Source organism: Roseibium sp., assembly GCF_050301095.1.
Classification (GTDB): domain Bacteria; phylum Pseudomonadota; class Alphaproteobacteria; order Rhizobiales; family Stappiaceae; genus Roseibium.
Genome location: NZ_JBNKYW010000088.1, coordinates 1 through 22,434 on the forward strand (window position 1 = coordinate 1; position 22,434 = coordinate 22,434).

The 22,434-nt window shown below is 60.6% G+C and carries 23 protein-coding genes; 11 read left to right on the forward strand and 12 right to left on the reverse strand.

What is annotated here, in order from left to right; translation table 11 throughout:
• Window positions 1–370: 370 nt before the first annotated feature.
• Window positions 371–718 carry a plastocyanin/azurin family copper-binding protein gene (locus ACQY7U_RS07970; RefSeq protein WP_428643352.1) on the reverse strand — a complete coding sequence of 116 codons (348 nt, stop codon included), beginning with the start codon at window positions 716–718 and terminating at the stop codon, window positions 371–373.
• The gene (locus tag ACQY7U_RS07975; protein ID WP_428643353.1) at window positions 715–1,242 is read right to left on the reverse strand and encodes a DUF4142 domain-containing protein; all 528 of its coding nucleotides are present in this window, start codon (window positions 1,240–1,242) and stop codon (window positions 715–717) included. Before ACQY7U_RS07975 ends, ACQY7U_RS07970 begins: the two co-directional genes overlap by 4 nt.
• 135 nt (window positions 1,243–1,377) lie before the next feature.
• On the opposite strand from ACQY7U_RS07975, the gene ACQY7U_RS07980 reads away from it, so the two are divergent.
• The 4 genes from ACQY7U_RS07980 to ACQY7U_RS07995 all read left to right on the forward strand — a co-directional run bounded on the left by ACQY7U_RS07980 (window position 1,378) and on the right by ACQY7U_RS07995 (window position 4,169).
• Window positions 1,378–2,331, forward strand: a complete 954-nt coding sequence (locus tag ACQY7U_RS07980; RefSeq protein ID WP_428643355.1) for an AraC family transcriptional regulator — start codon at window positions 1,378–1,380, stop codon at window positions 2,329–2,331.
• Window positions 2,332–2,742: 411 nt separating this feature from the next.
• The gene (locus tag ACQY7U_RS07985; protein WP_428643356.1) at window positions 2,743–3,177 is read left to right on the forward strand and encodes a hypothetical protein; all 435 of its coding nucleotides are present in this window, start codon (window positions 2,743–2,745) and stop codon (window positions 3,175–3,177) included.
• Window positions 3,178–3,318: 141 nt separating this feature from the next.
• Window positions 3,319–3,702: a VOC family protein gene (locus ACQY7U_RS07990; protein ID WP_428643357.1), complete on the forward strand. Its 384-nt coding sequence runs from the start codon at window positions 3,319–3,321 to the stop codon at window positions 3,700–3,702.
• 59 nt (window positions 3,703–3,761) lie between these two features.
• Entirely contained in the window at window positions 3,762–4,169 is a 408-nt protein-coding gene (locus ACQY7U_RS07995; RefSeq protein WP_428643358.1) for an MAPEG family protein, read from the forward strand.
• Between the two features lie 85 nt (window positions 4,170–4,254).
• On the opposite strand, the gene ACQY7U_RS08000 is transcribed toward ACQY7U_RS07995, so the two are convergent.
• The 5 genes from ACQY7U_RS08000 to cysG form a co-directional block, all read right to left on the reverse strand.
• Window positions 4,255–4,788 (reverse strand): DUF934 domain-containing protein, encoded by a 534-nt coding sequence (locus tag ACQY7U_RS08000; RefSeq protein ID WP_428643359.1) that lies wholly within the window; start codon window positions 4,786–4,788, stop codon window positions 4,255–4,257.
• Window positions 4,789–4,823: 35 nt separating this feature from the next.
• Entirely contained in the window at window positions 4,824–5,585 is a 762-nt protein-coding gene (locus ACQY7U_RS08005; RefSeq protein ID WP_428643361.1) for a phosphoadenylyl-sulfate reductase, read from the reverse strand.
• On the reverse strand, window positions 5,572–7,230 hold the full coding sequence (locus ACQY7U_RS08010; RefSeq protein WP_428643362.1) for a nitrite/sulfite reductase: 1,659 nt from the start codon (window positions 7,228–7,230) through the stop codon (window positions 5,572–5,574). Before ACQY7U_RS08010 ends, ACQY7U_RS08005 begins: the two co-directional genes overlap by 14 nt.
• A 72-nt stretch (window positions 7,231–7,302) precedes the next feature.
• Entirely contained in the window at window positions 7,303–7,602 is a 300-nt protein-coding gene (locus tag ACQY7U_RS08015; RefSeq protein WP_428643363.1) for a DUF2849 domain-containing protein, read from the reverse strand.
• Between the two features lie 21 nt (window positions 7,603–7,623).
• On the reverse strand, window positions 7,624–9,087 hold the full coding sequence (gene cysG, locus ACQY7U_RS08020) for a siroheme synthase CysG (RefSeq protein ID WP_428643364.1): 1,464 nt from the start codon (window positions 9,085–9,087) through the stop codon (window positions 7,624–7,626).
• Window positions 9,088–9,364: 277 nt separating this feature from the next.
• On the opposite strand from cysG, the gene ACQY7U_RS08025 reads away from it, so the two are divergent.
• Together ACQY7U_RS08025 and ACQY7U_RS08030 are read left to right on the forward strand one after the other, a co-directional pair.
• Window positions 9,365–10,456: a hypothetical protein gene (locus tag ACQY7U_RS08025; RefSeq protein WP_428643365.1), complete on the forward strand. Its 1,092-nt coding sequence runs from the start codon at window positions 9,365–9,367 to the stop codon at window positions 10,454–10,456.
• Between the two features lie 197 nt (window positions 10,457–10,653).
• Entirely contained in the window at window positions 10,654–12,240 is a 1,587-nt protein-coding gene (locus tag ACQY7U_RS08030; protein ID WP_428643366.1) for an arylsulfatase, read from the forward strand.
• A 63-nt stretch (window positions 12,241–12,303) separates the two neighbouring features.
• Here the strand turns inward: ACQY7U_RS08030 and ACQY7U_RS08035 are convergent, their stop codons facing one another.
• Window positions 12,304–13,470 (reverse strand): acetyl-CoA acetyltransferase, encoded by a 1,167-nt coding sequence (locus ACQY7U_RS08035; RefSeq protein ID WP_428643367.1) that lies wholly within the window; start codon window positions 13,468–13,470, stop codon window positions 12,304–12,306.
• Window positions 13,471–14,014: 544 nt separating this feature from the next.
• Between ACQY7U_RS08035 and ACQY7U_RS08040 the strand changes: the two genes are divergently transcribed.
• Both ACQY7U_RS08040 and ACQY7U_RS08045 read left to right on the forward strand, forming a co-directional pair.
• Window positions 14,015–15,685, forward strand: a complete 1,671-nt coding sequence (locus tag ACQY7U_RS08040) for an alpha-glucosidase family protein (protein ID WP_428643368.1) — start codon at window positions 14,015–14,017, stop codon at window positions 15,683–15,685.
• 85 nt (window positions 15,686–15,770) lie between these two features.
• Complete coding sequence (locus tag ACQY7U_RS08045; protein WP_428643369.1) at window positions 15,771–16,559, forward strand: glycosyltransferase family 2 protein; 789 nt, start codon at window positions 15,771–15,773, stop codon at window positions 16,557–16,559.
• Between the two features lie 88 nt (window positions 16,560–16,647).
• On the opposite strand, the gene ACQY7U_RS08050 is transcribed toward ACQY7U_RS08045, so the two are convergent.
• Window positions 16,648–17,847 (reverse strand): HD domain-containing phosphohydrolase, encoded by a 1,200-nt coding sequence (locus tag ACQY7U_RS08050; RefSeq protein WP_428643371.1) that lies wholly within the window; start codon window positions 17,845–17,847, stop codon window positions 16,648–16,650.
• 181 nt (window positions 17,848–18,028) lie between these two features.
• Between ACQY7U_RS08050 and ACQY7U_RS08055 the strand changes: the two genes are divergently transcribed.
• Window positions 18,029–19,246, forward strand: coding sequence for a TIGR03862 family flavoprotein (locus ACQY7U_RS08055; RefSeq protein WP_428643372.1), 1,218 nt, complete (start codon window positions 18,029–18,031; stop codon window positions 19,244–19,246).
• Complete coding sequence (locus tag ACQY7U_RS08060) at window positions 19,243–19,704, forward strand: YaiI/YqxD family protein (protein WP_428643373.1); 462 nt, start codon at window positions 19,243–19,245, stop codon at window positions 19,702–19,704. Before ACQY7U_RS08055 ends, ACQY7U_RS08060 begins: the two co-directional genes overlap by 4 nt.
• Before the next feature lie 156 nt (window positions 19,705–19,860).
• Here ACQY7U_RS08060 and ACQY7U_RS08065 read toward each other — a convergent pair whose 3' ends face one another.
• On the reverse strand, window positions 19,861–20,211 hold the full coding sequence (locus tag ACQY7U_RS08065) for a BA14K family protein (RefSeq protein WP_428643374.1): 351 nt from the start codon (window positions 20,209–20,211) through the stop codon (window positions 19,861–19,863).
• 373 nt (window positions 20,212–20,584) lie between these two features.
• Here ACQY7U_RS08065 and ACQY7U_RS08070 point away from each other — a divergent pair, with 373 nt between their 5' ends.
• Window positions 20,585–20,797 (forward strand): cold-shock protein, encoded by a 213-nt coding sequence (locus ACQY7U_RS08070; RefSeq protein ID WP_428643375.1) that lies wholly within the window; start codon window positions 20,585–20,587, stop codon window positions 20,795–20,797.
• 246 nt (window positions 20,798–21,043) lie between these two features.
• Here ACQY7U_RS08070 and choV read toward each other — a convergent pair whose 3' ends face one another.
• A complete protein-coding gene (gene choV / locus ACQY7U_RS08075; protein WP_428643378.1) occupies window positions 21,044–22,069 on the reverse strand; it encodes a choline ABC transporter ATP-binding protein in 1,026 nt (341 codons plus the stop codon).
• Window positions 22,070–22,086: 17 nt separating this feature from the next.
• A partial coding sequence (locus ACQY7U_RS08080; protein WP_428643376.1) for an ABC transporter permease subunit occupies window positions 22,087–22,434 on the reverse strand: 348 nt, incomplete at its 5' end.

Below are 22,434 nucleotides of genomic sequence, written 5' to 3' on the forward strand. Positions count from 1 at the left end.
GCCACTTGCCGGCCCTCTGGAACGCTATGCCGGTTTTCATGCGGCCAGAGGGGCCCTTCTCGCCGAGACCGGCGACATCTCCGGCGCGCGCGCAGCTTTCGACATTGCGGCAAGTCTTGCGGGCACCGATACCGAACGAGCCCATGTCCTGAAGAAACTTGCCGATCTGTGAGAATGAGGAGGCCGGGTGAACGGGTTGAGCCTTCTGAAATGGGCTGCCGGGTAAGCTGACACTTGCATTGGGGCCGGGAGGGGACTGGCAGGTTTCAGAAGCTTTGCCGCCGAAGCTGACCTTGAGCGAAAGCCGGCTTCGAGTTCATCGTGACCCTGGCGGCAACAGGACTGAATGTCCGGCCGGGAGCGGCTCTAATTAAGCCAGCTCGATCGTGCCCTTCATATGGGGATGAAAGACGCAAAAGTAGGTGGTTTCCAATCCTTCGGTAACTCGGATGGACCCGTTGCCTCCCTTGACGATTTCGCCGGTATCCCAACTGGCCTCTGTTGCCGTTGCGGTGTGTGGCGCAATGTCTTCATTGGTCCAGCGAATGATGTCGCCAACTTTGACGACCAGGTGCCGAGGTTTAAACCTGAACGAGCTGATTTTGACATCATGCGTCATTGGTGAAGCCGCGAGGCTGTTCTTGCCGGCCATCGCCAGGGTGCCAGCAGTTGCTGACACCCCGATCAAAATATCCCTTCGGGTGGACTTTGAACTCATTTGTTCAATGCCTTGACCATCATTTCGGCATGGCCTTCATGCGCCTTGAAGATCACCAGACCCTGTTCAAACAGCGCCTTCACTTCGGCAATTTCGATGTTGGGAATGAAGACATTGGCGACGAGGTTGTTGACAGCCTGGTGATAGGCAAGTTCGTTTTCGGCATAGGCTTCGTCAAACTCTGCACCGTCAAGCGCGCTGAGTTTTTTGATAATGGCTTCGCCGTCCTCGTTCAGCTTCTGGCTGAGGAAGTTGTCTTCTGCCTGAGCGCCCAGCTTTGCCAGCAACGCAAGAGCCTGTTCATTCACCGCTTCATGATCCCGGATCATCGTATTGGCGAATTTGTGAACCTCCGGGTTGCTCGACTTGGCCAGCGCCAAATGCGCATAGCGGATATCGAGATTGTCAGCGGTGTAGGCCACATGGGCAATTTCGACATCGCTGAGTTCGGCGGCATCATTGGCGAAGGCGTGGGTTGCAACCATCAGCCCGGCAACTGCGATCCCTGCAAAAATCTTTTTCATCTGTCACTCCAAAGTTGGTTTCAGCCATTTCTGAGTACAACAGAAGAAGTGCCCCAAACATGCTAGATCATACCGATTATCGTGCAGATCGTTCGAACTACTGTACAATATCGCTAACGCCTGCGATAAATAAGCATGCTCGACCTCCTAAGCGATATCCTGACCAAACTGTCCGTGCGCGGGACGCTTTATTTCCGAACTTCGCTCACCACCCCGTGGGGAATTGAGGTCCCGAAGTTCGAAAACGTTGCCCGGTTTCACTTTGCCCATCGAGGCAATTGTCTGATCGAAGTCGAAGGATGTGAAAAAGTGGTGGCGCTGGAACAGGGAGATCTGTTGATTATCCCGCACGGCTCATCCCACAAGCTCTACTGCGCACCGGAAACGAGACATGCGGTATTGCCTCTGGACACGGTCATAGAACGGTCGGGATACACCGGCACCGGGGTTCTGGTTTATGGCGGCGATGAAGACGATCGTGACACCCAGCTTATCTGCGGCCACTTTTCGTTCGACCCGCAGGCCAAACATGTACTGTTGGAACGCCTGCCCCCCTTCATTCACCTCAGGAATTATGGGGAAACCGCCGGAAGATGGATGGAGGCGACCCTTCGGATTATAGGCGATGAGGCCGGTGGGCATCGTCTTGGCGGCGATCTCATCGCCCTGAAGATGTCAGAAGTCATTCTCGCTCAAGCCATACGGACATTTGTGGAAAGCGATGAGTCGTCCAGATGGGGACTAAACGGTTTCTCGGATCGATATTTGGCCCGGGCGCTCGACGCATTCCACAAAGACCCAAGTGCATCATGGACAGTCGAAACCATGGCGCGCTGCGCGGGGATGTCGCGCACCAGCTTTGCGGTTCAGTTTCATAAAAAGATGGCGATGTCGCCCATGCACTATGTTTCCGCCTGGCGGATGGAGATCGCCAAACGTTGCCTCGCTGACCCGTCAAGTTCCATTTCGGATGCCGCGGAATGTGCGGGATACGCTTCGGATTCGGCCTTTACCCGCGTTTTCAAGAAAGAAACGGGGCTCTCTCCGACAAGTTTCCGCAAGCAATTCGCGTCCTCTGCTGCAAGTTAACCCGGACTTTCGCGCTCTGCTTTGAATCGGCAGTTGGGCCGTCACGCGGTGCGCGGTGAATTCACTCCGGCAGCCCTTCCTTGGACCTTCGCAAGCCACGCAACGAGGGCCTATTTCGGGACTGGGTCGTGCGCCAGCGGGCGACCGGTAAAATGCGACTGCAAGGCAACCGGGCCGGACACATCTCTCCCGAACGGTTCTGCCTGTTTCGAGACCGGCAACCGGCCGCATCCCTGAGGAAATCAGCTCGTGCGCAACGTAGACCACCCAACCAGTGGGCAGCACAGACGGAACCGTGCGGATTGCTTCCTGAGTGGCAGTTCACCTACTTGGCAAGCCAGCTCGCGGACGACATACTCATGACCGCAGTCAGGAGCTTCGTCTGGGAAAACGCTGGGAGAAGCCAAAGAAATGTCCAAACCGGTCTTTAAAATCGTTGGTGATCCCTCCCCGACACAGATCGGCGCTGTAAATGCAGCCAGTGCCGGATTGGGTTCAATCCTCTCGGCAGGAAGCAAGGCTGCGGACATTTTCCCCCATGACGAGGCCGGCCTGTTGTCGAACCTGCATTTCCGGCTTTATGAGGCCGAGGCGGCCGGCAAACGCGCCCGCTGGTTCGGCGGCCGCATTTACAACAGGTTTTCAGGCGCGGATCCCGACTATATTCCCGTCTCCGGCACCCATCTGACACAAACTCTCCGAATCGTCGGCATCGAAGCCCCGGACTTCGTGACCGCGGCGGGAAAATACTTGCTGCGCTATGACCTTGCGGATCAGGCCCGTTCCCTGCTTCGGGAACGCGTCACCAGCGCTGAGGCGGATACTGCGAAGGGCACCGATGTATAGCAGTCATTACAGGTAAAAAATCCCAAGAGCCCCGCATTCGCCAGTAGAAAAAATCTCCCCTCCTGTCGGATTGCCCTGTTCCCGTCCGTCCTCTGATCGCCTGGGTCTTCCAGGCGGACAATCAGAGCAAGGACAGAAAACATGAGCAATCCGATGCAAACCCACGGCGCCTTCAGCTGGATGGAGCTGCAGAGCGGCGATGCGGACAAGGCGAAGGCCTTTTATTCAAGCCTGCTCGACTGGGGCACCGAAACCATCGATGTCGGCGCGGGTGCCTACACCATGATTGCCAATGGCGATGACAAGATCGGCGGGTTCACGCCGCCGATGAACGGTGCCCGTGGCTGGTTGCCCTATGTCACCGTCGATGATGTCGATGCGCGGGTCGAGAAGGCAAGGTCCCTCGGCGCGACCATCACCAGCGAACCGGTGAGTATTCCCAATGTCGGCCGCTTCGCCACGCTGACCGATCCCGTCGGCGGCGTCATTGCACTGATCACCTACGAAGCGCCTGCAAATGAATGACTGGTGACGAGAGGCCGGCTTCTCGCCGGTCTTCTCTCCCACCATGCGAGGAAATCGATATGGAAGCAATTTCCACCCTGCCGGTGACCGCCGTTTTTGTCGCGCTGTTTGCCCTGTGCCAGATCCCGATCACGATGACCGTCGGTCTCTACCGCGCCAAAACCGGCATACAGTTCCTGGACGGTGGCGACCAGACGCTCCTGAAGCGCCTGCGCGCCCACGCCAATTTCACCGAGACCGTGCCGATGAATTTGCTCGCCATGGCGGCGGCGGAACTGGCCGGCGCACCGGAAATGTTGCTTTGGGGCGGCGGATTTGTGCTGCTTACCGGGCGCCTCATGCACTACGCGACCCTGGTCACCTCAGGTTTCGGCACTGGCCGCGCCCTCGGCATGCTCCTCACGCTTGCGCCGCTGCTGGTCTTCCCCGCCTATGTGCTCCTGACAATTGCCGGCGTCACGCTTTGATCAGTCTTTGCGCTGCCTGAACCGGACAAAAAAATGGCCCCTCGAGGAGGGGCCAGTGGAGAGGAGTCACAGGGGAGGAAGTGACTTATTCGGCGGCCACCGCCAGGTCGCGGTAGGAGCGGCGCGCCCAGGGGCGGGTGCCTTCCGGGATTTCGTCCACGGTGCCGACCGGCTGCAGGTATTTGGTGACTTCCGGCCATTCGCCAGCCTTCAGCGCTTTCAGCACTTCCGGCTTGCTGATCTCGAACGTGGATACGCCGCAGCGGCGGGCCAGCGGCACCTGGTCGAGAATGTAATTTCCGGCAGCGCGGATATCACCCTTGTAACCGATCTGCTCGCGCAGGACGCGGGCGGTGGAAAAGCCACGGCCATCGGCAAAGCTCGGAAAGTCGACCGCGACGAACGCCAGACGGCCAAGATAAGCCTCGACCAACTCGACGTCGTCACCGGGCTCGACCAGAACCGCGGTCCGGCCATCCCGGCCAAGATAGGCTTCCGGGTCGGCCAGAAACAGGGTTTGCGGCACCAGGGCATCGCCTTCTACCGAAGTACCTGTTTCAGCGTCCACACGGGTCCAGATTTCCTCGACGAACTCGCCGTCCTTGTAGATCGTAGCCATTCCTTGCGTCCTCAAATTTATCAGCCGGTCAGCGGTCAGATGCCGCTGCCGTCAACTTCCTTGCCATGGGTCGGCCAGTGAATACCGCATTCCGTCTTGTCCTGTCCGCGCCAGCGTCCGGACCGGGGATCCTCGCCCGGAGCCACCTTGCTGGTGCACGGCAGGCAGCCGATGGAGGGATAACCTTGCGCGACCAGCGGGTGCGGCGGCAGGTCATGCACCTTCGCATAGTCCAGGATGTCCGCCGCCGTCCAGTCGGCCAGCGGGTTCACCTTCACACGGCCCTCTTCGGCCTCGAAGAATTCAAGGTTGGCGCGCGAGGCGCTCTGGAACCGCTTGCGGCCCGAGATCCAGGCGCCGAAGCCGTCAAGCGCCCGCTCCAGCGGCAGGACCTTGCGGATATGGCAGCAGGCGTCGGTGTCGCTCATCCACAGCATGCCCGCCGGATCCTTGGCCGCCAGATCGTCCTGCGCCGGCTTTTGCGTACGCACATCCGTCAGGCCGAGCTTCTCGATCAACTCGTCGCGATAGGCCAGCGTTGCCGGAAACAGCTTCACCGTATCGATGAAGAGCACCGGCGTCGACGGATTGGTCCTGGCCACCATGTGCAGAAGCACGGCGGAATCCGCGCCGAAGCTGGAGACCATGGCGATGTCATCGGCATATTGATGGCGGATGGCCGCCGTCAGGACCTCCTGTGCGCTTGCCCCCTTGAACTGGGCGTTGAGAGCGGAAACTTCCGCCTGCAGTCCCAGTTCGGGGTCAACGCCCAGGCTGAATGTCTCATGCAGCGCCATAAAGGGCCTCCTTGAAGGGTGTCTCCCCGACCCGGCGGTATGCCTCCAGGAAGGTTTCCTCCTTGCCGGACCTGAGGCCGAGATAGGTATCGACCAGCTTCTCGATCGCATCGACCACTTCTTCCGAAGAGAAGCCGCGGCCGATGATTTCGCCGATGGACGCGTTTTCGTTGGCAGAACCGCCGAGCGTCACCTGATAGAATTCCTCGCCCTTCTTCTCCAGGCCGAGAATGCCGATGTGGCCGACATGGTGATGGCCGCAGGCGTTGATGCAGCCGGAGATCTTGATCTTCAGCTCGCCGATTTCCGCCTGGCGCTCGGCTGTGCCGAAACGCTCGGAGATGCGCTGCGCCACCGGAATGGAGCGGGCGGTCGCCAGCGCGCAGTAATCCATGCCCGGGCAGGCGATGATGTCGGTGATGAGCCCCGAGTTGCCTTCCGCGATGCCGGCGGCAACCAGCCGGTCGAAAAGCGCCGGCAGATCGTCCAGCTTCACATGCGGCAGGATGACGTTCTGCTCATGGGAGATGCGCAGCTCGTCATGGCCGTATTTCTCGGCCAGATCCGCGATCACGTCCATCTGCGCATCGGATGCGTCACCCGGAATGCCGCCGATGGGCTTCATGGACAGCGTCACCGAGGTATAACCCGGCACCCGGTGCGGGTTGAGGTTGTGTGCCACGAACTGGGCAAAGGCGGCATCGCCGGCCTTGCGGGCCTCGACAGCTTCGGAGGTGGCAGAGCCGACTTCCAGCGGGGGCGGAGCGAAGTAAGCCTCGATGCGGCGGACTTCCTCGTCCGGCAGGCGCAGTACGCCGTAGCGGATCTTTTCGAACTCCGCCTCGATGTCCGCTTTCAGTTCTTCCAGGCCGGTTTCGTGCACCAGGATCTTGATGCGGGCCTTGTACTTGTTGTCACGGCGGCCATAGAGGTTGTAGACGCGCAGAATTGCCTCCGAATAGGCCAGGAGATCCTCTTCGGGGAGGAAATCGCGCACCTTGCGGCCGATCATCGGTGTGCGGCCGAGACCACCGCCGACATAGACCACGAAGCCGGTCTCGCCGTCATCGTTCCTCGTCAGCTGCAGGCCGATGTCATGCACCTGCACGGCGGCGCGGTCGTTTTCCGAGCCGGTGATGGCGATCTTGAACTTGCGCGGCAGGAACGAGAATTCCGGATGCAGCGACGACCACTGGCGCAGGATCTCCGCATAGGGGCGCGGGTCGGCGATTTCGTCGGCGGCGGCACCGGCGAAATGGTCGGACGTCACATTGCGGATGCAGTTGCCGGAGGTCTGGATGGCATGCATCTCGACTTCCGCCAGCTCTTCCAGGATCTTCGGCGTGTCTTCCAGCTTCGGCCAGTTGAACTGGATGTTCTGGCGCGTGGTGAAGTGGCCGTAACCCTTGTCGTAGGTCCGCGCGATATGTGCGAGCTTGCGCATCTGGCGGCCGTTGAGCGTGCCATAGGGAATGGCGACGCGCAGCATGTAGGCGTGGAGCTGCAGATAAAGACCGTTCATCAGGCGCAGGGGCTTGAACTCGTCCTCGGAAAGCTCGCCCGCCAGACGGCGGCGGACCTGGTCCTTGAACTGCTCGGTGCGCTGATTGACAAAGCTGGCATCGAATTCGTCGTAACGGTACATGTCTGAACTCTCGTTATGGGCGCTGCCGGAGGCTTTTCGGTTCCCGGCGCCGCCAATCCTGTCTTGTCTCGGTTAAGCGGAAACGGCCTGGGCCTGCTTGCCGAACTGCGGATGGGTGGTCGGGCCGGTTGCGCGGATCCTTTCGCGCAGGCGCACCGGAGTGATGACGCTGTCCTCGACCGTCACGTCCATCTCGTAGACGCCGACGACTTCCTGGTTCTTCTCAGCTTCGGCACCCAGGGCCAGCCCTTCGGCGACGGCGTCCTTGCCTTCAAAGACCTTGGCAAGCGTGATGCGTTCCACCCAGCTGCCGTTCTCTCCGAGCCAGACGACATCGCCGTTCAGGAGGCGGTTGGCGGTGATGACTTTCATTCTCGTCTTCTCTCTTCAAACTCAGGCGGCTGCGATCCGGGCCGCGTCTTGCGGTGCCAGCGGCTCAGCCTTGTCCAGGGCGGCGTGGCCGACGGCCTCGCCGATCACGATCAGAACCGGTCCGTCGATTTCCGCGCGGTTCGACAGAACCGCCAGTTCGGACAAGGTCCCGGCAAATTGGCGTTCGTCGGCAAGCGCCGCGTTCTCGATGACGGCAACCGGGGTTTCGGGCTTGAGACCCGCGCCGATCATCTTGTCGGCAACGGCGGCAGCGACGGTCCGGCCCATGTAGACGGCAACCGTCGCGCCTTTCAGTGCGAGACCGGCCCAGTCGGGCAGGGTTTCGGACCTGGCATTGTGGCCGGTCGCGAAAACCAGGTTGGAGGCGACACCGCGCAACGTCAGCGGGATCTGGGCCGAAGCTGCCGCGGCGAAGGCTGCTGTGACGCCGGGAACAATTTCGAAACCGACGCCACCTTGCCGGAGCGCCTCCATTTCTTCTGCGGCCCGGCCGAAGATCATCGGATCACCGGCCTTGAGGCGCACAACTTTCAAACCCTTCTTGCCCAGCCGCACCAGCAATTCGCTGATCTCGGCCTGCGGCACGGAATGCGCGCCCTTGCGCTTGCCGACCGCAATCCGCTCCGCATCGCGGCGGCCCATGGCCACCACATCGGCGGGCACCAGCGCATCATGCACAATGACGTCGGCTTCCTGCAGCAGGCGCTGAGCGCGCAGGGTCAAGAGATCTTCCGCGCCGGGGCCTGCCCCGACCAGCCAGACGAACCCGGGCTCATCCGCCATGCTGTTGAGCAGGCGCTGCGCTTCCGCCCGGGCGGCGCTGGACTTGCCGGCATAAAGATTGGCGGCAACGGCCCCGGAAAAGAACCGTGCCCAGAAAGTCCGGCGCAGCGCGCCATCGGAAATCACCTTGGCGGCGGCATCGCGGAAACTTTCCGCAAGACGGGCCAGCTCGCCGGTCGCGCGCGGCAGCATCGCTTCGATACGCGCCCGGATGTGACGGGAGAGGACCGGCCCGACGCCAGTCGACGTGATCGCCACGGCAATCGGCGCCCTGTTGACGAGGGCGCCGGTGTAAAAGTCGCAAAGGTCGGGCTTGTCGACCGCGTTGACGGGAATACCCGCCGCCCGCGCCGCATCGGCCACGGCCTTGTCGAGAGCCCTGTCTTCCCGTGCGCTAAAGACCAGCGCGGCCCCTTTGAGATGCTCGGGACGGAAGTCCTCGGCGATATGCTCGGCTTCGAACAGATCGATCGCTTTTACGAGATCCGCTTCGATTTCGGCCGAGACGACCACGATCCTGGCATTGGTTTCGCCCAGGAGGCGTACCTTGGCGGCGGCCTCCGCACCGTGCCCGGCCACGACAACCCGCCGCCCGGCAACTTTCACGAATGCCGGAAACACGTCGAGCCGGTTTCCCGGCTCCTTCAGCGTCTTCGCAATGTCGTTCCGGCTGCCAGCCATCTTGAAAGGGTCTCCAGTCCCAGTTTGATGGACTTAATGTAGTCTGCGGCCTCTCCCGGCGCCGGGCACCGGTTTTCAAAGCTTTCCGGATAAGCGGAATAGTTTTTTCTCTATCGGCTGTTTGGCCAACTCCATTTCCCGGGGCTTCACTGACAGCCTGAAAAGCACCCGCTGCTCCCTTGCCGCCCTTTCTTGATGCCCTGACGGAATTCGCATAGCCTTTCCAACAGGCTGGCCGGCGCGAAACGCACCGGGGCAAGGCATTGGAGGGGCTTGGATGCACTTTGGAAAACGGCTGGTTCTGGTCAGCTTCATCGCATTTGTCTGGGCAACACAGGCCCCTGCGGCTGTCGTTGAGAATTTCCGTCTCGGCGGCTGGATCGGCAATGCCTATACGGACGATCAGAACGGCCGTTTCGACAATTGCGTAGCCTCGGCGAGCTACCGGAGCGGCATCACGCTCCATGTCCAGGTCGATGCCGGTTACAACTGGGCCATCGGCTTTTCCGCCTCGCACTGGGACATGAAGGTCGGGACGGACATTCCCCTGCAATACCGCATCGACCGGGGACAGTGGCAAAGCGGTGTCGCAAAGGCCACGACGAAAAACCTTGCGCGCATGCAGATGCCGCAGGACGGTTATCTCATCACCCGCTTCCGCAGGGGCCGGACCCTTTATGTCTATGACGGTTCCAACCAGTTCAACTTCCGCCTGACCGGCACCTCGAAACTGATGGCCCGCCTTGCCAGATGCATCAAGCGCAACACCGCCCGCTTCGGCGCCTCCCCGAATGTTGGAACCACTGCCGCCCCTCCGCCCTCTGGCGGCCTCGGCTCGACAGCCCCTGCCCAACCGGCGGCCCCGGCACCCCAGCCCGCCGACCCGCAGCTTGCGGTCGAAGCCACCCAGGCCCTGTTCAACCTGATGGGCAGCGCGGGCGTGTCAGGATTGAAACTCATTCCGGAAGGTCAGCGCTCGGAAGACCTCAAAGGCGTCCACGCCGTTGCCGCCGGCAACGCCCGCACGCTCGTTGCCCACATTTTCCCGGAAGGCAGCTACAAGAGCGATCAGGAGCTGATGTCGCTCATCGTGGCCGACAGCCAGAAGAACTGCGACGACGGCAGCTTTTCCTCCGGAACGGAACGCGCCACGGAAGGCGGCAAGCAGCTTTATACAAGCTACGCCAGATGCACGATAGGCGACGACGATTTGATCGAGCGGGTGGCCATCGTCAATCGCAAGGCCGGCGGCGTCTTCGTCTACGGCGTCTCGGACAACTACTCGGTCGGCGGCACCGCCTCGGACAACGGCCCGCCGGAACTCACCGACCCGGATTTCTATGCGGCGGCAGCAGGCGCGGCGGATTAGGCGGATGCATCAGGGCCGGTGAGCGGGAACGGCGCCCGCCGGCCTTGAACGGGCTCTTCATCTGTTTGGCGACGGCAAGTCCCCCCGCCCCCGTTAACCGTTTGAAAAATAGTTACACGCCCCCTGACTTTCGCCCCCTGCGAGCTATATGCGTGAACTGCACCACTGCTCCAACGTGTGTTTTTATGGAGAAAGCGATGTTTAAGTCTTACTTGCTTGCCGTTCCAATCGCCTTGCTGGGGCTCGCCGGCCCCGCCGTTGCCCAGGACGCATCGGACCGGCCAAACATTCTGGTGATATGGGGAGACGATATCGGCTGGCAGAATGTCTCTGCCTATGGGATGGGCACAATGGGCTACACCACGCCCAACATCGACCGGATCGCTGAGGAGGGCCTCCGTTTCACCGATCACTACGCACAGCCGAGTTGCACGGCCGGGCGCGCAGCCTTCCTGACGGGTCAGTATCCCATTCGTTCGGGCATGACCACCGTGGGCCAGCCGGGCTCTTCCCTCGGTCTTCAGGCTGCCTCCCCTTCGATTGCCGAAGAACTCAAGAAAGTCGGCTACCGGACCGGTCATTTTGGCAAAAATCACCTTGGCGACCGCAATGAGCATCTGCCCACCGTTCACGGTTTCGACGAATTTTTCGGCAATCTCTACCACCTGAACACGCAGGAAGAAGCTGAGCAGCGCGACTACCAGCGCTTTGGCGAAGCGTTTTCCGGTTCGCTGGAAAAATATGAAGAGCAATTCGGTACCCGCGGCGTCATCCACTCACATGCCTCCGAGACGGACGACCCGACCGAGCATCCGCGTTTTGGCAGGGTCGGCAAACAGACGATCGAAGACACCGGCCCGTTGACGCAGGAACGGATGAAGAATTTCGATGCCGCTGAAGTCATCCCGCTGGCCGAGAATTTCATGGCTGAAGCCAAGGAAGCCGGCGAGCCGTTCTTCGTATGGCTGAATACCAGCCGGATGCACCTATACACGCGTCTCAACGACGAGTGGCGCTACGCCGCCGAGAAATACACCTCGGAGGCAGATTATCACGGATCAGGCATGCTGCAGCACGACCACGACATCGGGCTTGTGCTTGACTGGCTCGACCAGCAAGGTCTCGCCGACAACACCATCGTCTGGTATTCGACGGACAACGGACCGGAGCATTCTTCCTGGCCGCACGGTGCGACCACGCCGTTCCGCGGCGAAAAAATGACCACCTATGAAGGAGGCGTGCGCGTCATCTCCATGGTGCGCTGGCCGGGCGTCCTTGCCGAAGGCAAGGTCCTGAATGGCATTCAGGGTCATCAGGACATGTTCACGACCCTGACCGCGGCTGCCGGTATTGAGGATATCGCCGGCGAAGTCATGGAAGAAAAAAAGCAGTATATCGACGGGGTGAACAATCTCGCCTACTGGAAAGGCGAACAGGATCACTCCAACCGGAACAGCATTCTCTACTACTACGAAGGCAGACTTGCGGCGATCCGGATGGGACCGTGGAAGTTCCACTTCCTCACCCGGGAAGACTACTACGGCGACATTATCGCCCATTCCATGCCGCGAGTGTTCAACCTGCGCATGGATCCGTTCGAGAGCTATGACTCGACGGATTCCTACGGTCACCTGGTCCAGAAGGTGTCCTGGCTGTTCCAGCCGATGAACGTCCTTCTTTCGGAACATCTGAAGACCCTGGCGGAATACCCGCCGGTTCAGGGCGGAGCCTCCTTCGACATGTCCAATGTCGTGGAAGAGTTCCTGAGCAAGTCCCTGCAGTGACAAAAACCGGCGCGCACGATCGTGCGCGCCGGACGCATTTCTGATGCGATCTTTTTCCTGGCTCTACTTCATCGCCTGCAGCACGGACACATAGTTGGCGACCGCCGCGCCGCCCATGTTGAAGATGCCGCCGATTTCCGCACCCTTGACCTGGATGTCGCCGGCGGTGCCCGTCAGTTGCATCGCGGTCAGCACATGCATGGAGACGCCGGTGGCGCCGATCGGGTGGCCCTTGGCCTTCAGGCCGCCGGAAGGGTTGACCGGCAGCTTGCCGCCCATCTCGGTCCAGCCTTCCAGAACGGCGCGGGCGCCCTCGCCTTCCGGTGTCAGGCCCATGGCTTCATATTCGATCAGTTCAGCAATCGTGAAGCAGTCGTGGGTCTCGACGAAGGAAAGATCCTCCAGCGCCAGATTGGCATCGCCGAGCGCCTGCCCCCAGGCCTTGGAGCAACCTTCGAATTTCAGGATGTCGCGCTTGGACATTGGCAGGAAGTCCTGCACATGGGCCATGCCGCGGAAGGCGACGGCCTTTTTCATGCCAAGCGCCGTCGCCGGATCGGTCAGGACGAGCGCCGCCGCGCCGTCGGAGACGAGCGAGCAGTCGGTGCGTTTCAGGGGACCGGCCACAAAGGGATTCTTTTCAGACTCCGCCCGGCAGAAGTCGAAGCCGAGATCCTTGCGCATCTGGGCGTAGGGGTTGCCGACACCGTTCTTGTGGTTCTTGGCTGCAATCTTGGCCAATGCGTCGGACTGGTCGCCGAACTTCTGGAAATAGGCATCGGCGATCTTGCCGAAGACACCGGCGAAACCGGCCGGAATGTCGCCTTCTTCCTTCAGGTAAGAGGCTTTCAGCAGGTTCTTGCCGATTTCCGGCCCCGGCGTCGTGGTCATCTGCTCGACACCGACCACCAGCACGAAACGGGCATCGCCCGAGGCGATGGCACGCACGCCCTGATGCACGGCGGCGGAACCGGTCGCACAGGCATTTTCCACGCGCGTTGCCGGCTTGAACCTCAGCCCCGGATTGGCCTGCAGGACGAGGGAAGCAGTGAAGTCCTGGGCGGAGAAGCCGGCATTGAAATGACCAAGCAGGATTTCGTCCACGTCCTCGGGCGCAATGCCCGCGTCGTGAATGGCGTCGGCCGCCACCTTGACGATCATGCTTTCAACCGTTTCTTCCGCATGCTTGCCGAAGGGCATATGCGCCCATCCCACCATGGCTGCCGTCATGACATCTCCTCCAGTTTACTCAGTCCTTTAGGTGGAGACTTCCGGGAGATTGTCCAGCCGGGACCCGCCTCCCGCACTCCACCTTGAAATTTTCGGCTCTCCGAAACAGTTCCAGCTTCCATGCTGCTTTGCAAGAAGAAACTGACCTAAACGTAATAACTTTCTTTTTTCATTTTTAGAATCAGATATTTAAGTGAAGTTTGCACCGCACCTTACGTTTCCTGATTTCTTCCTTTTCGAACGCTGTGCAATTTTTTTCGAACTCTGGCGACATTTCACTGCAATTTTTCACACCCGTGTCACGCCCGCTGTGTAGAAGGGAGTCGTTCTAAACAAATTCTGTTTCGTAGCTTTTCAGATGCTCCACCGGCCCTGCTTCTTGCAGGGCCGGTTTTTGCTTTTCGGTCCTCACAACGGGATCACCCGCCGTTTTTCAGAATTGCACGAAATTTTCTTCGAGGTCACTTGACCTCCAGATCCGCTGCATATAGCCATTCAAAGCGCTTTGAAAATCAACCGCCAGAATTGCGGACGGAGACCGGCGATGTTCGAGGAAGCCGAAACGGGCAACGAGATGAAAATGCCCGCAAAAGAAACAATGGACGCGGACTGGTGGCGTGGCGCGGTCATCTACCAGATCTATCCGCGCTCCTTCAAGGACACCAACGGCGACGGCATCGGCGACCTGAACGGTGTGACCGAGAAGATGGACTATATCGCCTCGCTCGGTGTGGATGCCATCTGGCTGTCGCCCTTCTTTACCTCGCCGATGGCGGATTTTGGCTACGACATTTCCGATTATGAGGATGTCGACCCGATGTTCGGAACCCTGGCCGACTTTGACCGGATGCTGGCCGCCGCCCATGAGCGCGGCCTGAAGGTCATTATCGACCTGGTGATCTCCCACACCTCCGACCGGCATCCCTGGTTCGAGGAAAGCCGGTCCTCGAAGGACAATGCCAAGGCGGACTGGTTCGTCTGGGCCGATGCGAAACCGGACGGAACGCCGCCAACCAACTGGCTCTCCATATTCGGCGGGTCGGCTTGGGAGTGGGACAGCCGCCGCTGCCAGTATTACATGCACAATTTCCTGGCCAGCCAGCCGGACCTCAACTTCCACAACCGGCAAGTACAGGACGCGGTCCTGTCGGCGGCGAAGTTCTGGCTCGAGCGCGGCGTCGACGGCTTCCGCCTCGACACGGTGAATTTCTATTTCCATGACCAGTTGCTCCGGGACAATCCGCCGCTCGACACCTCGGAAATGCCCTCCACCGTGGACCCGACCAACCCTTACGGCTATCAGGACCATCTCTACGACAAGACCCGGCCGGAAAACCTCGTATTTCTGGAAAGGCTCCGCAGCCTGCTCGACCGCTATCCGGGCACGACCTCCGTCGGCGAGATCGGCGCGGACGGCCAGGCCGTGGAGCTGACGGCGTCCTATACGGAAGAAGGCCGGCGCATCCACATGGCCTACAGCTTCGACCTGCTGACGCCGCAGCATTCGGCGGGCTACGTCCGCAGGATCCTGGAAGAGATGAACGAAGGCATCGGTTCGGGCTGGGCGAGCTGGGCCCTGTCCAACCACGACGTCAAACGTGTTGCCAGCCGCTGGGGCGAGGGCCTGGATCTGACGAAGTTCGCGCCATTGGAAACAGCTCTTTGCGCCTCGCTGCGCGGCACGCCCTGCCTCTACCAGGGCGAAGAACTGGGCCTGCCCCAGGCGGACGTGCCGTTTGAAAAGCTGCAGGACCCCTACGGCATCCGTTTCTGGCCCGAATACAAGGGCCGCGACGGCTGCCGCACGCCGATGCCCTGGGTAAGGGACAACGCCAATGCCGGTTTTTCAGAAGCAGAGCCCTGGCTTCCGGTCGCCCCACAGCATCTGGCACAGGCTGTCTCCGAGCAGGAAAGCGACGGCACCTCGCCCCTCAACCGCAACCGCGCCTTTTATGCCTGGCGGCAAAATCACCGGCCGCTGAAAAAGGGGGATATGACCTTCCTTGACAGCGACGGCGAAACGCTGGTCTTCACCCGCACCTACAAGGGCGAAACGGTGCTTTGCGCCTTCAACCTGGGAACGTCACCGGCAACGGTTTCCCTGCCCGGTCTGGAGCTGGAAAACCTGAAGGCACCGGGGTTTACCGGCAGGATCGAAGGTACCGCTATCAGCCTTGAAGGGCTGGATGCAGTCTTTGCACGCGTGAAATCCTGATTTCTTCTTTCAAATCCCGTCCCGGCGCGGCTACAAAGACGCGCCGGGCTTTTCCGGCCAACTGACAGTATTTGCCGGACCGCGTATGACAGACCGCCTGCCCCTTTCCGCCTTCATCATCGCCAAAGACGAAGCCGACCGGATTGCCCGGCCGATCGAAAGCGTCATCGGCTGGGTGGACGAGGTCATCGTCATCGACAGCGGATCCACGGACGAGACGGTCGCGGTAGCCGAAGGCCTCGGCGCCAGGGTGATCCGCAACGACTGGCCCGGCTACGGCCCGCAGAAGCGCTTCGGCGAGGACCAGTGCCGCAACGACTGGCTTTTGAACCTCGACGCCGACGAGGAAGTCACGCCGGAACTCGCAGAGGAAATCAGGTCGAAATTCGCCGACGCCAGCTATCAGGCAGCCGACGGCTGGCGGATCATGATCCGGGACATGTATGCCCACGAAACGGCCCCGGCGCCCTGGGCTTACGGCTATCACCAGATCCGCCTCTATGACCAGCGCAAGGGCAGGTTCTCAACCTCCATCGTCCATGACACGGTTCGGCCGGAAGAGGGCGCAAAAATCGCCAATCTCACCGGCATCATGGCTCACCGCTCGATCCGCTCGCTCGACTTTCAGGTCGGCAAGTACAATCGCTACTCGGGCATGCAGGTGGAAGACATGCGGACCCGTGGCCGCAAACTGCCGAAGAGCCGCCTGCTGACCGAGTTTCCGGTCGGTTTCCTCAAGGCCTATTTCGTGAGGCGGTACCGCAAGTACGGCTGGTGGGGTTTCATTCTGTCGATCAACTACGCCCACGCCCGCTTCCTGCGCGTCGCCAAGGCCTATGAAGCCGAGCTTTTGGAGAAGACAGGAAAAGAATAGGCGTTTCGGGCGGGGCAACCCCTGTTTGCCCTTCCCCCTTTATTCATACTGCCTGCTTACCCCCACCCTGAAATCTGCTCCGGCGGCCTCAAACCACATCCGCCTGAACTTCTTCCGGATCAACCACCATGTGCCGCTCTACGCGGACGGGCTGGCGCACCCCCACCGTATGATGGAAATGCTCCAGCCGGCGGATTGTCGTGGGTGTCAGCATGTGGCCGCGCGAAAGAACCAGCTCGCGGCTGTTTTCCGTCAGGGCATCGTCTATCAGGATGTCTCCGGGCTGCAGCGAACGGATGTAGCATTCGGCGATCTGCTTGTTCTTTTCCTCCGGCACGTCGTCCATCAGGGCGGCTTTCGCCAATTCGAGTATCTTGGGGTCGTATTTGCGCCGGTTGATGGTGAGCGCCTCGAAGGCCGCCGCGTCCGGCCCGGTTTCCGGACTGGCATACCAAAGATCCGTCAGAAGCTTGATGATCCGCGGGATCATGGGCAGTTCTTCACCCTTTGGGCCTTCCTTCGGAAAACCGGACCCGTCAAAGCCGCGCGCCGACAGGTAGAGATACTCCGCGACCGTTTCCAGTTGCGGAATATTCTTCAGCAGATCTCGCGTCTGGGCAGGCGACCTGTTCAGGATGTCGCGTTCCTGCTCGGTCAGGCTTCGGGCGGCACGGTACCGGGCAAGGATCTGCTTCGGCAGCAACGCTTCGCCGAGCGGCGACAGCATAACCGCCATCTCCAGCTCCCAGGTCTTTTCGATTTTCAGCAGCCTGGCGAGCTTGAGGGCCTGTTTCCTCACCGTTCCCGTGCGCCGGAAGGCCTCCGGATGAAACAGGTTCATCATGTCGATGAGAAGCTTCACGGACCCGGCAAGGGTACGCTCCAGCAGCAACCTGTCCTTGGCAATCTGCTTGTGATGGGCAAGGGCCATTTCCACGGCACCGGCCAGATCCTTCGGCATGCACGGCTTTTCCAAAAACAGGAAAACATGCCCTTCGTTGAGTGCCTTCTTGATCGCCTCCGCAGAAGTCTCCTTCGTCAACATCACCCGCGCGGCCTGGGGAGCAACTGTTTCGACGGCCCGCAGAAAGGCGGTTCCACCGAGCCCCGGCAGATTGTAGCAGGAGAAGACGACAGCCACGCCATGGTTCTGCTTCAGGAACTGCAGCGCATTTTCGGAATCGGAAAAGCAGACAACCGTCAGGTGTTCGCCAAAAAGGCGTTTAAAACCGGCATGAACGCTTTCGTCAGAATCCGCAACAACAATCAGGTCCGTGGTATTGTCCATGCACGGGCTCCTTTACCGTTGAGGCATATAAGGAAAATTACATATATTTTCCTCTGATTTTATTTGGATTCTACCACCGCCGGAATAACAAATACTTGCATCGATCCAATAATCCGGCGGGTATTTTGAAACCACGCATTCATCAGTGGTCTTTTGCCCTTCGGTTCAATAAGAAGGCGCCATGATGGATGTTCTGATCATTGGCGCGGGCCCCGCCGGACTTCATGCAGCCGACCGCTTGTCGGCCCGCGGCCTTGCCGTCACCGTGGTGGAGCGCATGGCCTCGCCTGCCCGCAAATTCCTGATGGCGGGTCGCGGCGGACTGAACCTGACCCACAGCGAAGACCTTGAGACCTTCCTGAGCAGCTACCGGGAAGCCGAAGCCTTTCTGGCGCCCATGATCCGGGACTTTCCTCCCTGTGCCTTGCGGGAATGGTGCCATGAACTTGGCCAGGAAACCTTTGTCGGAACCAGCGGCCGCGTGTTTCCACGTTCCATGAAAGCCTCGCCCCTGCTCAGAGCCTGGCTGAGGCGGCTGGAGGCGAACGGCGTGAACCTTCTGACACGCCGGCGTTTCACGGGATTTTCCGGCGACGGCCATGCGCTTCTCCAGGCGGAGGGAGAGGAACCGGCCCCTGCCCCCGCCCGGGCCGTATTGCTGGCCCTCGGCGGAGCGAGCTGGCCGAAGCTCGGTTCTGACGCGGCCTGGGTGAACGCGCTGGAAAACCGGGGGATCCGGATCAGCATGTTCCAGCCCGCCAATTGCGGATTTCTGATCGGCTGGAGCCCGGTCCTGAAGGAGCGCTTCGCCGGCACACCGCTCAAACGGATTGCCCTGAGCCATGGCCAAAGGACCGTTCCGGGCGAAGCGGTAATCTCCGAGCAGGGATTGGAAGGCGGCGCTGTCTACGCGCTGTCGGCCGATGTTCGCGAGTCGATCAATCGCGAAGGTTCCGCTCGCCTGACCATCGATCTCCGCCCGTCGCTGCCGCTTGAGGAACTGACCCGCAAACTGTCCCGTCCGCGCGGAAAACAGTCCTTGTCGACTTTCCTGAAAAAAACGCTGAGGCTTCACCCGGTGGAACAGGCGCTTCTCAGGGAAGCCGGGCCGCTGCCGGTGTCTCCCGGGGAACTTGCGGCAAGGATCAAGTCTGTAAAAGTCACCTGCCGCGCGCCCTACCCCATCGGCCGGGCGATTTCCTCCGCCGGCGGTATCGCGCTGGACGAGCTGGATGAAGGCCTCATGCTCAGGAAGCTGCCCGGCGTTTTCGCCGCCGGAGAGATGCTCGACTGGGAAGCCCCCACCGGCGGTTATCTTCTGCAGGCATGTTTTGCCATGGGGCAAAGGGCAGCGGACGGGATATCGGCTTACCTGGAAAACGGAGACAGTCCCCGATGACGGTGCTTTACGTCGATGCGGACGCCTGCCCGGTCAAGGACGAAGCCGTCCGGGTCGGCGAGCGTCACAAGGTTGAAATCAAATTCGTGTCCAACAGCTGGATGCGTTTGCCGGATGGCGACCTGATCGAGCGGGTGGTGGTTCCCGAAGGCCCGGACGAGGCCGACAACTGGATCGCGGAACGGGCAAAGACGGGCGACGTCGTCGTAACCGCCGACGTTCCCTTGGCTGCCAGATGCGTCAAGACCGGGGCCCTCGTCATCTCGCCGAACGGAAAACCCTTCAGCGAGGACGGCATCGGCATGCGGCTTGCCATGCGAGACCTCAGAACACACCTCAGGGAGATCGGCGAAATCCGGGAAGGCGGCCCGGCTTTCACCAAGGCGGACCGCTCCCGCTTCCTCAACCAGCTCGAGACGATCATGCGGGCGGCGAAGAGAGCGGTGGAAGGCGGCTGACATCCCTGATCCGGACCTTGAGGGGCCAGAGCGCCGCTGCCGGGCCGCTCAAAAAGAAAACTCCCTGCAAGACTGGGGAGGAGTCTTCTTGCAGGGAGTTGCCGGATGATACCAGCGGAAGCTTTTTTGGCCTTTTGGACCGGTTACGTCCCGGAATTACTGACAGAACCGGTACTGACCGGAATAGGCCAGGAAGTAGCCGGTATTCGGATTGAAGGACCGGTACTTGCGGCTGCAGTAGTTGTACCAGGCCGGTGTCCACGGGGCCGGGCGATAGGTGACGACCGGGGCCGGATAATAGACCGGAGCCGGATAATAGGCCGGCGGCGCGACGTAGCGGGGTTGCGACAGGGCCGAGCCGATGATGGCGCCGGCTGCAAGGCCGCCGGCGATACCGACGCCGACCTGCCAGCCTTTCGCGGCTTCCGCCGGCGTGCTCTGCGAAGTCAGGGCGACACCTGCAACGAGTGCCAGCGCGGAGGTGGTGATTGCGATCTTCTTGAACATGACGGTTCCCTTCCTGTTGGTGAGGCCCTGCTATCCGCCTCAGTTCATGAATGGACCTTAGCCGGTCGACCCGGCAGGCTCTGTGATCGGAGTCACAAGCTGTCTTTTTAGGAATTTGTTCGCCCTTTCGGACGAAGAACGGGTGTTTCCCGTTTCTTTTGCTTGCCGGATCGCCTCGCGGGACTTACATTACGCGTCATCGGCGCGCGTTGCGTCGTACGGGACTGACGTAAAGACCCGGTTAGACTGACTTCGGCAGTGCTCCATCAAGCACTGCTCTGAATACCCAAGCTTTCCGTTTCTTATTGACTTCTCGTTTATCCGCGCCTTGCCGGAAACGGGACGGCGCATCACTCAACGGAAAGGTATCTCCATGCGCGAGAACGGCACCATCAAATTCTTCAACCACGACCGCGGCTTCGGCTTCATCACGCCGGACAATGGCTCCAAGGACGTTTTCGTCCACATCACTGCTTTCGAGCAGGCTGGCCTCGGCACCCCGGTTGAAGGCGCAAAGATCTCCTTCGTCGCTGAAGACGATGCACGCGGCCGCGGCAAGCAGGCTGCCCAGCTCGAGCTTCTCTAAGCCGGACGTATTTGCGCGACGGCCGCGACAACGCGGGCTGGCGCGAAGAGACACATGAAAACGGGGCCCCATGGCCCCGTTTTTTTGTTTCAGTCGTCTGGAACAGCAGAGGGCGGCTGTCATCTCATCCCGGTCTGGAGACAAAGGAATTCCACTTCCTTCGTCACCCCCCCTCGCGCTTCGCTTGGCCGGGATGACCAAACCAAGGTTTGTCATCCACCCGGCGATGGAAGGTTTGAACTCGCCTCACCGCATGCAGTCGAGCAGCTCCTTCTCGCCGATGACCCCGACGATCGCACCGTCCTTCTGAACCACGACGGGATCGGAACTGGACTTTTTCAAGTTGGCCACTTCGCGGATCGGTGTGTCGACATCACAGGAAGTCCCGTTCGCCAGCGACCCCGCCAGGCTGCCCGGCGGCACCATGATGTCGCGTGCGCGCAGGACGTTCAGCGGGTTCATGTGGCTGACGAAATCCGCCACATAGCCGTTGGCCGGCTTCTTCACGATCTCCTGCGGCGTGCCGAGCTGGATCACCCGCCCGCCTTCCATGATCGCGATGCGCGAGCCGATCTTGGCGGCCTCGTCGAGGTCATGGCTGACGAAAATGATCGTCCGGTTGAGTTCCTTCTGAAGGTCCAGGAGATCGTCCTGAAGCTTGTCGCGGATAAGCGGGTCGAGCGCCGAGAAGGGTTCGTCCATCAGAAGGATCGGTGCGTCCGTCGCAAAGGCGCGGGCCAGACCGACACGCTGCTGCATGCCACCGGACAACTCATGAACGTATTTCTCGCCCCACCCGGTGAGACCGACGAGCTTGAGCTGCGCCTCAATCTTCGCCGCCCGCTCATTCTTGCCCATGCCGGCCAGTTCGAGGCCGAAACCGACATTTTCGGCAACCGTTCGCCACGGCAACAGGCCGAACTGCTGGAAGACCATGCCGATACGATGCCGGCGCAGCTCCCGCAGTTCGTTTTCCGTGCAGGTTTCGGGGTTTACATAACGGTTGCCGTCGTGGACCTGGACCTCGCCGCGGATAACCGGGTTGAGGCCGTTGACCGCGCGCAGGAGCGTCGACTTGCCGGAGCCCGACAGCCCCATCAGGACGATGACCTCGCCTTCGTGGATATCGAAGGTGGCCCCCGCCGCACCGAGGATCTGGTCGGTTTCCTGCTGGATTTCCTGCCGTGTCTTGCCCGCGTCGATCAACGGCAGTGCTGTCTGCGGCTTGTCGCCGAAGACGATGTCGACCGCCTTGAAGGAGACGACGGGCATCTTGTCTGTGCCGGCCATTATTTGCCTCCTTCCGAGCTGCGGAAAAACCGGTCAAGTACGATCGCAATCAAGACGATACAAAGACCCGATTCAAATCCGAGTGCGATGTTCGCCGTGTTAAGTGCACGTAGAACCGGACCTCCGAGACCATCTGCAGCGACCAGAGCGGCGATCACCACCATCGAAAGCGACAACATGATGGTTTGCGTCAAACCGGCCATGATCTGGGGCAGCGCATAAGGCAGCTCTATTTTCCAAAGGAGCTGGCTTTTGGTCGCCCCGAAAGCCCTGCCGGCTTCCAGCAAAGCTGTCGGCGTTGACGAAACACCCAGCTGCGTCAGGCGTATCGGGGCAGGGATCGCAAA

Coding starts and splice junctions, on each gene's coding strand:
- ACQY7U_RS08015 (WP_428643363.1), bottom strand. CDS start 7,602: ATGAAAGTCATCACCGCCAACCGCCTCCTGAACGGCGATGTCGTCTGG.
- ACQY7U_RS08035 (WP_428643367.1), bottom strand. CDS start 13,470: ATGACGGCAGCCATGGTGGGATGGGCGCATATGCCCTTCGGCAAGCAT.
- cysG (WP_428643364.1), bottom strand. CDS start 9,087: ATGGCTGGCAGCCGGAACGACATTGCGAAGACGCTGAAGGAGCCGGGA.
- ACQY7U_RS08045 (WP_428643369.1), top strand. CDS start 15,771: ATGACAGACCGCCTGCCCCTTTCCGCCTTCATCATCGCCAAAGACGAA.
- ACQY7U_RS08040 (WP_428643368.1), top strand. CDS start 14,015: ATGTTCGAGGAAGCCGAAACGGGCAACGAGATGAAAATGCCCGCAAAA.
- ACQY7U_RS08000 (WP_428643359.1), bottom strand. CDS start 4,788: ATGGCTACGATCTACAAGGACGGCGAGTTCGTCGAGGAAATCTGGACC.
- ACQY7U_RS08030 (WP_428643366.1), top strand. CDS start 10,654: ATGTTTAAGTCTTACTTGCTTGCCGTTCCAATCGCCTTGCTGGGGCTC.
- ACQY7U_RS07995 (WP_428643358.1), top strand. CDS start 3,762: ATGGAAGCAATTTCCACCCTGCCGGTGACCGCCGTTTTTGTCGCGCTG.
- ACQY7U_RS07985 (WP_428643356.1), top strand. CDS start 2,743: ATGTCCAAACCGGTCTTTAAAATCGTTGGTGATCCCTCCCCGACACAG.
- ACQY7U_RS08060 (WP_428643373.1), top strand. CDS start 19,243: ATGACGGTGCTTTACGTCGATGCGGACGCCTGCCCGGTCAAGGACGAA.
- ACQY7U_RS07970 (WP_428643352.1), bottom strand. CDS start 718: ATGAGTTCAAAGTCCACCCGAAGGGATATTTTGATCGGGGTGTCAGCA.
- ACQY7U_RS07975 (WP_428643353.1), bottom strand. CDS start 1,242: ATGAAAAAGATTTTTGCAGGGATCGCAGTTGCCGGGCTGATGGTTGCA.
- ACQY7U_RS07980 (WP_428643355.1), top strand. CDS start 1,378: ATGCTCGACCTCCTAAGCGATATCCTGACCAAACTGTCCGTGCGCGGG.
- choV (WP_428643378.1), bottom strand. CDS start 22,069: ATGCCCGTCGTCTCCTTCAAGGCGGTCGACATCGTCTTCGGCGACAAG.
- ACQY7U_RS08010 (WP_428643362.1), bottom strand. CDS start 7,230: ATGTACCGTTACGACGAATTCGATGCCAGCTTTGTCAATCAGCGCACC.
- ACQY7U_RS07990 (WP_428643357.1), top strand. CDS start 3,319: ATGAGCAATCCGATGCAAACCCACGGCGCCTTCAGCTGGATGGAGCTG.
- ACQY7U_RS08025 (WP_428643365.1), top strand. CDS start 9,365: ATGCACTTTGGAAAACGGCTGGTTCTGGTCAGCTTCATCGCATTTGTC.
- ACQY7U_RS08050 (WP_428643371.1), bottom strand. CDS start 17,847: ATGGACAATACCACGGACCTGATTGTTGTTGCGGATTCTGACGAAAGC.
- ACQY7U_RS08055 (WP_428643372.1), top strand. CDS start 18,029: ATGATGGATGTTCTGATCATTGGCGCGGGCCCCGCCGGACTTCATGCA.
- ACQY7U_RS08065 (WP_428643374.1), bottom strand. CDS start 20,211: ATGTTCAAGAAGATCGCAATCACCACCTCCGCGCTGGCACTCGTTGCA.
- ACQY7U_RS08070 (WP_428643375.1), top strand. CDS start 20,585: ATGCGCGAGAACGGCACCATCAAATTCTTCAACCACGACCGCGGCTTC.
- ACQY7U_RS08005 (WP_428643361.1), bottom strand. CDS start 5,585: ATGGCGCTGCATGAGACATTCAGCCTGGGCGTTGACCCCGAACTGGGA.